This window comes from Pedomonas sp. (genome assembly GCF_036515995.1).
Taxonomy (GTDB): Bacteria; Pseudomonadota; Alphaproteobacteria; order Sphingomonadales; family Sphingomonadaceae; genus Pedomonas.
The window spans coordinates 1-9,889 of record NZ_DATBUP010000112.1 but is presented as its reverse complement, the minus strand read 5'-3'; the positions used below and the strand labels follow the sequence as shown (position 1 = coordinate 9,889).

Sequence of the window (9,889 nt, the reverse complement as noted above, 5' to 3'; positions counted from 1 at the left end):
CAAGCTGTATGACGAGTTGGACCCCGCAAAGGCGGAACGGGTGCTGAAGCTGTGGCAGCTGGACGCATCCTACGTGCTGGCGATCGATGGGGTGCAGCATGGGGCGGCTTGATACCGGCTTAACGGTCATTCCGGAAACGCTGGTCGTCCCGCCGCTCCGCTCGGCTCGGAAAGCTTCCGAAGCGTCAGGAACCGACGCAAGTGACGCTGCCGCCTCCCGCCAGGAACCGCAGGCGATTCCGCATCTGGCCGATGCCGCCAATGCGGCTTTCTTCCGTACGGACAAGGATGGGGTGCTGGCGGAGGGCAACGATGCCTTCCAGCGCCTGAACCAGCAATGCGGTGGTAGCGATGCCAACGTGCGCATCCCCGGTTTCGAGACCGGCGTGCAGGCGGCGCTACTCTGGGGGCGGCCGGTCACGCGCTCGCTCAGCATGGTCGTTGCCGGCGAGGAGCGCCATTACTGGGCGAACATGGTGCCGGTGCGCGACGCGAACGATGCCATTTCCGGTGTTGTCGGCTCCTTGCAGGACGGAACGGACCAGATCAACCGAACTCGGGCCGCGCTGGTGGATCAGGCTCGTTTCCGAGATTTCACCCGTGCATCGTCTGACTGGTTCTGGGAAACCGATGAACTGCTGCGGATCACTGCGCTGTCGGACAGGCTCACTGCGCTGGTTGGCCAGCCGGTGGCGACGTTGGTCGGGCGTCCGATTCAGTCTATCGGTCGGTTCGAGGAAAACATGGCGGGAGACTATCCCTTCGACCGTGCCTTGACCTCCCATACACCGTTTCGCAACCAACTGATGGTCGTCGAGGATTCGGTCGGCGATGCCGTGTTGTTCCATCTGGCAGGGGTGCCGGTCTTCGATGATGCGGGCGTCTTCCGGGGGTTCCGGGGCGTTGGCATGGACGTGACCCGCACGTACCTGATGGAGGAGCAGACGCGCAGTGCGCATCGCAACCTGGAAGACGCACTGGCCGAGCTGACCAAGAAGAACGCCGCACTCGATGTGGCATCCGAGCAGGCGCGCACGGCACTGGAGGCAAAGAACGAGTTTCTGGCCTCCATGAGCCATGAGCTCCGCACCCCGCTCAATGCCATCATCGGCTTTGCCGAAGCCATGCAGATGCAGGTTTTCGGCGAAATTCAGCCCCATTACGTTGCTTATGCCAACGATATTGTAACGGCAGGGTATCACCTGCTCGGCCTAATCAACGACGTGCTGGACGTGAGCGTGATCGAGACGGGGGAGGTCAGCCTGTCCATGGAGTCGGTGTGCCTTGCGCCGCTGGTGGATCAGGCGCGCAGCCTGCTGCTGTTGCGGGCCGAGGCCAAGCACATCGATCTCAGCGCCGTTCGCTGCGACCCGAGCGTGCGTATTCGGGCGGACGAACGGCGCGCGTTGCAAATCCTGGTCAACCTTCTCACCAATGCGGTCAAGTTCACGCCGGAAGGCGGGAGGATTGGTGTGGACGTGGCGCGCCAGCCCGGATCACCGCCGTTCATCGCGTTCACCGTCTGGGATACGGGTTCCGGCATCGCGCCCGAGAATCACGAGCGTGTCTTCGAGAAATTCCAGCAGTGCGTGAATGATACCTACTCCGGCAAGCCGGAAGGCACCGGCCTCGGCCTGCACATCTCCCGCCGCCTGGCCCGTCTCATGGGCGGGGACATCGAGCTGGAAAGCGCCCTTGGCGAGGGCGCGCGCTTCACGGTGCTGCTGCCTGCAGCCTGACACGCTGCGTAATTTTCTTCTCAATTTACAAGTTTAAATGAATTGAATTTGCCCGGCGTCTGTCCGATGGCACGTTTTCGTGTCCCACGCGTTGTCGTGTCTATTGACGACACATAAAGACATCTTTATGTCCACATATATGGACGCTGCACTTACAGTTCTGAAGGCCTCTGCCGACCCCAGCCGCCTGCGCATTCTGGCGCTGCTGCACTATGGGGAGCTGGCGGTCAGTGACCTGACCCGCATCCTGCGGCAAAGCCAGCCGCGGGTCTCGCGCCACCTGAAGATTCTGGTCGATGCGGGGCTGGTCGAGCGGCACAAGGAAGGGGCGTGGGTGTTCTTCCGGCTGGCGGAAGGCGAGCTGGCGGGCATTCTGCGCCGGATGCTGGACGTGCTGGTTCCAAGCGACGATCCGATGCTGTGCGGCGACATCGCCCGGCTGAAGGACGTGCAGGCTGAGCGGGTGAGCCGCGCCAACGCCTATTTCGAGGAGCACGCCGCCGAGTGGGATGAGGTGCGCTCCCTCTATATTTCCGAGCGGGAAGTGGAAGATGCCATCATCCGCCACCTGCTCGCGCAGCCCATTGATGCACTGCTCGACATCGGTACGGGCACGGGGCGCATTCTGGAGGTGCTGGGGCCGCATGTGGGCAAGGCGGTTGGTATCGATACCAGCCAGGAAATGCTCAAGCTGGCCCGCACGCGCCTTGAGGCGGCGGAGCTGCGCAACGTGCAGGTGCGCATGGGCGACATGTATGCCCTGAACGGCGCTGCGGTGTTTGACGCCGTGGTGATCCATCAGGTGCTGCACTACGCCGAGGAGCCGCAGGCGGCCATTGCGGAGGCGGCGCGGGTTCTGCGTCCCGGCGGGCGGCTGCTGGTTGCGGACTTCGCACCGCATGACAAGGAATTCCTGCGGGAAGAGCATGCCCACCGTCGGCTGGGCTTTCCTGACAGGCAGGTCATTGAATGGATGGAAACGGCTGGCCTTGCGGCCAGCGTTGCAGAGCAGTTGCACGGCAGCGAACTGACCGTGACGTTGTGGCTCGGTGAGAAAAACGAGGAAGAAGACAAGCGATGAATACCCTGACCCCGAGCTTCCGCCCACTGTTCGCCGACGTGCCCGGCGATATCGGTGTGTCGTTTGAATTCTTCCCGCCAAAGACGGAGAAGATGGAGGAAACCCTCTGGACCTCCATCAAGGCGCTGGAGCCGCTGAACCCGCGCTTCGTCTCTGTCACCTACGGCGCTGGCGGATCGACCCGCGAGCGCACGCACAATACTGTCACGCGCATCCTGAAGGAAACCTCGCTCACGCCCGCAGCGCACCTGACCTGCGTTGCCGCCACGCGCGATGAGGTGGACGAGGTGGCTCGCGCCTATTGGGAAAGCGGCGTGCGTCACATCGTGGCCCTGCGTGGCGATATGCCGACGGGCATCAATACTCCGTTCGAGGCGCATCCGGACGGTTACCAGAACGCTGCCGATCTGGTGGCGGGTCTGACGAAGATCGCGCCGTTCGAGATCAGCGTCGGCGCCTATCCGGAATGCCATCCTGATTCCCCGTCGCGCATCGCGGATATCGAGAATCTGAAGCGCAAGGTAGATGCGGGCGCGACCCGCGCCATTACTCAGTTCTTTTTCGATCCTGACTGCTACTTGCGGTTTGTCGATCTGGCGCACGCGGCGGGCATCAACGTGCCGGTACTGCCGGGCATTCTGCCGGTCACCAATTTTGCGCAGCTGAAGCGCATGGCAGACATGTGCGGCGCAACCGTGCCGGACTGGATGGGCCGCCTGTTCGAAGGGCTGGACGATCAGCCGCAGACGCGACAGCTGGTTTCCGCCACCATCGCGGCGGAGCTGTGCGCGCGACTGTACCAGCGCGGCATTCGGGATTTTCATTTTTATACGTTGAACCGGGCTGAACTGACGGGCGCGATCTGCCACCTGCTAGGTGTGCGACCGGCCAGCAAACCGGATGTGGAGGTTGCGGCATGAACAGGGCGGAAAAAGCAGCACAGTATCGGGCAGCGGCGGCGCGTCGAATTCTGGTGAAGGACGGCCCCTACGGCACGGCGATCCAGCGCCTGAAATTGTCCGAGAGTGATTTTCGCGCCGGCCGGGATTTCTCGCGGGATCAGAAGGGCAATAACGATCTGCTGAACCTGACGCGCCCGGACGACATCGCCGAGATCTGCCGTCAGTATCTGGAGGCAGGGGCGGATCTGGTCGCTACCAACACCTTCAACGCCAATCGCATCAGCCAGGCTGACTACGGCACGGAAGATCTGGCTTATGAAATCAACGTGTCTGCCGCGTCCCTGATGCGCAAGCTGGCAGATCAGTATTCAACGCCGGAGAAGCCGCGCTTCGTGGCCGGTGCCATTGGTCCGACCAACAAGACCCTGTCCATTTCTCCCGACGTGAACAATCCCGGTTACCGGGAAGTCTCGTTTGACGAGATCAAGGACGTGTACCGCCAGCAGATCGAAGGCCTGCTGGACGGCGGCGCGGATTTCATTCTGGTGGAGACCGTGTTCGACACGCTGAACGCCAAGGCGGCGCTGGTGGCGGTGGATGAAGCCGCCGAGGCGCGCGGCGAAGAAGTTCCGGTGATGGTTTCCATGACCCTGACCGACATGTCCGGCCGCAATCTCTCCGGCCAGACGGTCGAGGCATTCTGGCACGCAGTGCAGCACGCGCGTCCGCTGTCGATGGGGCTCAACTGTTCCTTCGGCGCGACCGAGCTGCGCCCTTATGTGACGGTACTCTCCCGCATTGTGGATACGCTGCTGTGCGTTTATCCGAACGCCGGCCTGCCTAATGAAATGGGCGAGTATGACGAGCTGCCGGAGACGACCGGCAGCCTGATTGCGGATTGGGCGCAGCATGGCCTCATCAACGTCGTGGGCGGCTGCTGCGGTACCACGCCGGCGCATATCCGGCAGATTACGGATGCTGTTGCCGGTCTGAAGCCGCGCGCCGTGCCGCAGCCGCAGCCGATGTTGCGTTTGTCAGGTCTGGAAGCGTTCGCCGCCTGATCGGGTGCGGATTTCCCGGTCTTTTATAGCGCGGCGAACACCCTCGCTTTTCTCAAGTTTTGCGTGAATTGATAAAATGACCAATCAAGCCACAGCCACCTTCATCAACGTTGGCGAGCGCACCAACGTCACCGGCTCCGCCAGGTTCAAGAAACTGATCCTGGCGGGCGATTACACGGCTGCGCTCGATGTGGCACGCCAGCAGGTCGAGGCGGGCGCGCAGATCATCGACATCAATATGGATGAAGGTCTGCTCGATGCCGAAAAGGCGATGGAGACTTTCCTGAAGCTCATCGCTGCCGAGCCGGACATCGCCCGCGTGCCGATCATGATCGACAGCTCCAAGTGGAGCGTGATCGAGACCGGTCTCAAGTGCGTGTCGGGCAAGGCGATCGTCAATTCCATCAGCATGAAGGAAGGCGAGGCGCAATTCCTTGAGCAGGCCCGCCTTGTGCGCCGCTACGGCGCGGCGATGGTGGTGATGGCGTTCGACGAGGTTGGTCAGGCGGACACCTGCGCGCGCAAGGTGGAAATCTGCACCCGCGCCTACAAGCTGCTCACCGAAAAGGCCAAGGTGCCGCCCGGGGACATTATTTTCGACCCGAACATCTTCGCGGTCGCCACGGGTATCGAGGAGCACAACAACTACGCCGTCGATTTCATCGAGGCCTGTCGTCAGATCAAGGCGAACTGTCCGCATGTGAAAATCTCGGGCGGTGTTTCGAACATTTCGTTCAGCTTCCGCGGCAACGAACCGGTGCGCCGGGCCATGCACTCGGTGTTCCTGTATCATGCCATTCAGGCGGGCATGGACATGGGCATCGTCAACGCAGGGCAGCTGGACGTTTACGACGAAATTCCGGCGGAGCTGCGCGAGCGGGTGGAGGACGTGATCCTCAACCGCCGCGAGGATGCAACCGAACGCCTGCTGGAAATTGCGGAGAAATACCGGGAGACCGGCGGGCAGGCCGAGGCGCAGGAAGCCGAATGGCGTTCCTGGCCGGTGGTCAAGCGGCTGGAGTACGCGCTGGTCAAGGGCATCGATGCCCATGTGATCGACGACACGGAAGAAGCGCGCCAGCAGTTTGCCCGGCCGATTGAAGTGATCGAAGGTCCGCTGATGGCGGGCATGAACGTGGTCGGTGACCTGTTCGGCGCGGGTAAGATGTTCCTGCCGCAGGTCGTGAAGTCCGCTCGCGTCATGAAGAAGGCGGTGGCGCACCTCATTCCGTTCATCGAGGCGGAGAAGTCCGAAAACACCAAGGCCAAGGGCAAGATCGTCATGGCGACGGTCAAGGGCGACGTGCACGACATCGGCAAGAACATCGTCGGCGTCGTGCTTCAGTGCAATAATTACGAGGTGATCGACCTCGGCGTCATGGTGCCGTACCAGACCATCCTGAAGACAGCGAAGGAAACGGGCGCGGACATCATTGGCCTGTCCGGCCTCATCACGCCGTCGCTGGACGAAATGTGCACGGTGGCGGAGGAGATGACCCGTGAGGGCTTCACCATTCCGCTGTTGATCGGCGGGGCGACCACCTCCAAGGTTCACACCGCGCTGAAGATCGCGCCGCGCTATGAAAGCGGGCCGACCATTCACGTGCTGGACGCCAGCCGCGCCGTTGGCGTTGCAACTTCGCTGGTTTCCGAAACTGGGCGAGATGCCTTTGTGGCTGACGTGGCGGCGGAATACGAAGCCATTCGCGTCAAGCGCGCCAACAACAAGGAATCCGAGCTGATTTCGCTGGAGGCAGCGCGCAGCAACGGCGTGAAGGTGAACTGGGACGGCTATGTGCCACCCAAGCCGTCGTTCCTCGGCACCAAGGTGTTCGATGATTATCCGCTGGAAGATCTGGTGGAGCGCATCGACTGGACGCCGTTCTTCCGCTCGTGGGAACTGGCGGGCAACTATCCGGCCATCCTGACCGACGAAGTGGTGGGCGAGAGTGCAAGCCAGCTGTTCGCAGACGCGCAGGCCATGCTTGAGAAGATCATCAAGGAAAAATGGCTGACCGCCAAGGCGGTGATCGGCTTCTGGCCTGCCGCGCGTGATGGCGATGACGTTGTGCTCTATGAAGATGAAAGCCGTACGAAGGAGCTCTCCCGCACCCATTTCCTGCGCCAGCAGTTCGCCAAGCGGGAAGGGCGGCCCAACATGTGTCTGGCCGACTTCGTGGCCTCGCAGGGGGACTACCTCGGCGGTTTTGCAGTGACGGCAGGCCATGGCATCGACGAGCATCTGGCGCGCTTCAAGGCCAACCACGACGACTATTCCGACATCCTGTTGAAGGCGCTGGCGGATCGTCTGGCCGAAGCGCTGGCCGAGCGGATGCATGAGCGCGTGCGCAAGGAATACTGGGGTTATGCAGTACAGGAATGCCTCAGCAACGAGGACATCATCCGCGAGAAGTATCAGGGCATCCGTCCGGCTCCGGGCTATCCTGCCTGCCCGGACCACTCGGAAAAGCCCGAGCTGTTCCGTCTGCTGAATGCGGGCCAGCACGCGGGCATCCAGCTGACCGAAAGCTTCGCGATGGTGCCGACGGCAGCCGTCTCGGGCTATTACTTCGCCCACCCGGAAGCGCAGTATTTCGGCGTCGCACGCGTGGGGAAGGATCAGGTGGAAGACTATGCCCGCCGTCGCGGCGTGTCCGTCGAGCAGGCGGAGCGCTGGCTGCGCCCGAATCTGGGATATTGACTCTGAAGCCATTGCTGCCCGTAAGTATCGCCCGGGCCGGATGATCGGTCGGGGCGATGCCGGGGGGCAAGATGGTACGGGCCAGAACACAGGGAAGTCAGCGACTGCGCGGCTTCCTGAAAGCGTGCGCAGGGTTGGCGGTTCTGGTGCTTCTGCTCGTGGCGGGCGCGGCACTATGGACCCAGCACCATTTTCAGGAGCCGTTCATGCGCACCTGGAGCCGGGCGCTGGCACCGGAGCTGGCATGGCAGCGCGCCAAGTATCCGTCGGTGGACTGGGCCTTCGCCGCCGTTGACCTGTTCGTGGTCGAGAACAACCGCACCAGCTTCTCGCTGGTGGGCAGCGCGAAGGCTGAAGAATTGCCTGACCGGGACTCGCTCTCGGTCTCGCCCATTGTCGGCCCCCGCATCCTGAACACACCGCTCTACGCGCGTTATACGGAAGACGGCGTGCCCCTGCCGGTCATGGCAGCACCAGCGGGCGACGTGCCTGAGCGCGTGATCCAGAGCCTGCCGTCCGCTGCGCCAATCGAAGTTTCCAATGAAAAGGAACTGGTCGACGCTGTGCGCACTGCACAGGCTGGCGCTCACATTCTTCTGATGCCCGGCGTCTATCGCCTTTCGGGCCTCGATGCGCGTGCGAGCGGTACGCCGGACCAGCCGATCTTCCTGCGCGCGGCCCGGCTGGGAGACGCAACGATCACGTCGCCTTCAACGGCGGCGATCGACCTGTCCGGCGCGTACTGGGTTATCGAGAATCTCGTGCTTGAAGGCGTGTGCAGCCTTGATGACTACTGCGAGCATGGTGTGCACGTGTACGGCGGGGCGCGCTCCGCCATCATCCGCAACACCGTGATGCGGAACTTCAATGCGCCCATCAAGGTGAACCTGTCCCGCAAGCGTGACCGGACGCCGGACTATGGCCTTATAGAGGGCAATCGCTTCAGCAATGACCGCCCGCGCAATACCACGCACCCGGTGACACTGATCGATATCGTTGGCGCAGACGGCTGGCGGGTCACGTCCAATTTCATTGCTGACTTCGCCAAGAACGGGAGCGATCACACCAGCTATGCGGCGTTCATCAAGGGCGCGAGCCGTGGCGGCGTGTTCGAGCGGAACCTCGTGATGTGCGAATGGAAGCACAAGGGCGGTGTCCGGCTGGGCCTGTCGTTGGGTGGCGGCGGCACGGCGGATTACGCCTGTCGGGATGGGAAGTGCGCCTTTGAAAGCGACGGCGCCGTCATTCGCAACAACGTGATCCTCAACTGTCCGAACGATGTGGGGATTTACCTCAACAAGGCTGCCAATGCGGTCGTGCATAACAATCTGGTGGCGGGCACCGTGGGGCTGGATGCCCGCTATGCCGAGACTGACGCCTACATCTTCAACAACATCATCGATGGTCGCGTGCGTGAGCGCGATGGCGGCACGACGCAGCTTGAGAACAATCTGGTGTCCGGCTGGCGTGCGGCCCTGTTGCAGCCGGTAAGCCGGGGCATTTTCGCTAATCCGCCGAAGGGCGATTTTTCGGTGATGGATGCGGACGCCATTGCGGGCAAGGGCCGAACGCTGCCCTCCGGCCTTAGCGATTTCTGCGGGCAGGAACACAACGGCTCGAAGCCGGATATTGGCCCGTTCAGCCTGAGTGCGGGCGCACCCTGTTCCGTTCTGCATTCAAAGGGCGGCAACTCATGACATGGGCCGGGCAGGGGGAAGCTGCTTCCCTCGCGCCAGCGGAGCTTGCGTGATCAGAAGTCGTCTTTTGCGGCGGGGCGGAAGGCGTAGTGCCCCATGGCGGGCATGGTGGGCTTGCCCTCGTGGTGGCCGGGCTCGATTTCCTCAATCGGCACCCAACCGCCCGCGGTCAGTACATCCAGCGGCTTGTAGCGGATCTTGTAGGCCATCTGGCGGCAGTCAGGAATCCAGTAGCCCAGATACACATACGGCAGGCAAAGCTCTGCTGCGCGGCGAATGTGATCGAGAATGATGTAGGTGCCAAGTCCCTGCCGCGCACCATCGGTCTCGAAGAAGCTGTAGACCATGGAGAGGCCATCCGAATGATGGTCGGTCAGGCACACGCCCACCAGCTTGCCGGCGCTTTCCGCATCGGGGTTCGGGCTCGGTTCGCGATATTCGTAAACAACAGTGTCGACCGGCGTGCGCTCGATCATGTCGGCATAATCATCCGCATCCATCTGCGTCATGCCGCCGTTGGGGTGGCGTGCCTGCAGGTAGCATTGCAGCAGGTTAAACTGCTCGGAGGTTGCCCACGGTTCGCAGGCGTTGACCACCAGGTCGTCGTTCCGGCGTAGCTGCTTGCGCATGGAACCGTTCGGCCTGAACTCGGCGGTGCGCACCCGAACGGACTGGCAAGCATTGCAGCGGTCGCATGCGGGGCGGTAG

Annotated in this window: 7 protein-coding genes; 6 read left to right on the top strand and 1 reads right to left on the bottom strand. The window is 62.4% G+C overall.

Going from position 1 to position 9,889, the window contains the following annotated elements; all coding sequences use genetic code 11:
- The first annotated feature begins 98 nt into the window (after positions 1–98).
- From VIG90_RS08360 to VIG90_RS08335, 6 genes are all read left to right on the top strand, one after another.
- A complete protein-coding gene (locus VIG90_RS08360) occupies positions 99–1,739 on the top strand; it encodes a PAS domain-containing sensor histidine kinase (RefSeq protein WP_331593035.1) in 1,641 nt (546 codons plus the stop codon).
- A 127-nt stretch (positions 1,740–1,866) separates the two neighbouring features.
- On the top strand, positions 1,867–2,820 hold the full coding sequence (locus tag VIG90_RS08355; protein WP_331593034.1) for a metalloregulator ArsR/SmtB family transcription factor: 954 nt from the start codon (positions 1,867–1,869) through the stop codon (positions 2,818–2,820).
- Positions 2,817–3,740, top strand: coding sequence for a methylenetetrahydrofolate reductase (gene metF / locus VIG90_RS08350; RefSeq protein WP_331593033.1), 924 nt, complete (start codon positions 2,817–2,819; stop codon positions 3,738–3,740). The genes VIG90_RS08355 and metF overlap by 4 nt, the downstream gene beginning before the upstream one ends.
- A complete protein-coding gene (locus VIG90_RS08345; protein ID WP_331593032.1) occupies positions 3,737–4,783 on the top strand; it encodes a homocysteine S-methyltransferase family protein in 1,047 nt (348 codons plus the stop codon). The genes metF and VIG90_RS08345 overlap by 4 nt, the downstream gene beginning before the upstream one ends.
- Before the next feature lie 76 nt (positions 4,784–4,859).
- Entirely contained in the window at positions 4,860–7,484 is a 2,625-nt protein-coding gene (metH, locus tag VIG90_RS08340) for a methionine synthase (RefSeq protein WP_331593031.1), read from the top strand.
- A gap of 71 nt (positions 7,485–7,555) precedes the next feature.
- Positions 7,556–9,181: a chondroitinase-B domain-containing protein gene (locus VIG90_RS08335; protein ID WP_331593030.1), complete on the top strand. Its 1,626-nt coding sequence runs from the start codon at positions 7,556–7,558 to the stop codon at positions 9,179–9,181.
- Between the two features lie 53 nt (positions 9,182–9,234).
- On the opposite strand, the gene VIG90_RS08330 is transcribed toward VIG90_RS08335, so the two are convergent.
- Positions 9,235–9,889, bottom strand: a 655-nt coding sequence (locus VIG90_RS08330; protein ID WP_331593029.1) for an arginyltransferase, incomplete at its 5' end; no start/stop codon positions are given.

Coding starts and splice junctions, on each gene's coding strand:
- metH (WP_331593031.1), top strand. CDS start 4,860: ATGACCAATCAAGCCACAGCCACCTTCATCAACGTTGGCGAGCGCACC.
- VIG90_RS08355 (WP_331593034.1), top strand. CDS start 1,867: ATGTCCACATATATGGACGCTGCACTTACAGTTCTGAAGGCCTCTGCC.
- metF (WP_331593033.1), top strand. CDS start 2,817: ATGAATACCCTGACCCCGAGCTTCCGCCCACTGTTCGCCGACGTGCCC.
- VIG90_RS08360 (WP_331593035.1), top strand. CDS start 99: ATGGGGCGGCTTGATACCGGCTTAACGGTCATTCCGGAAACGCTGGTC.
- VIG90_RS08345 (WP_331593032.1), top strand. CDS start 3,737: ATGAACAGGGCGGAAAAAGCAGCACAGTATCGGGCAGCGGCGGCGCGT.
- VIG90_RS08335 (WP_331593030.1), top strand. CDS start 7,556: ATGGTACGGGCCAGAACACAGGGAAGTCAGCGACTGCGCGGCTTCCTG.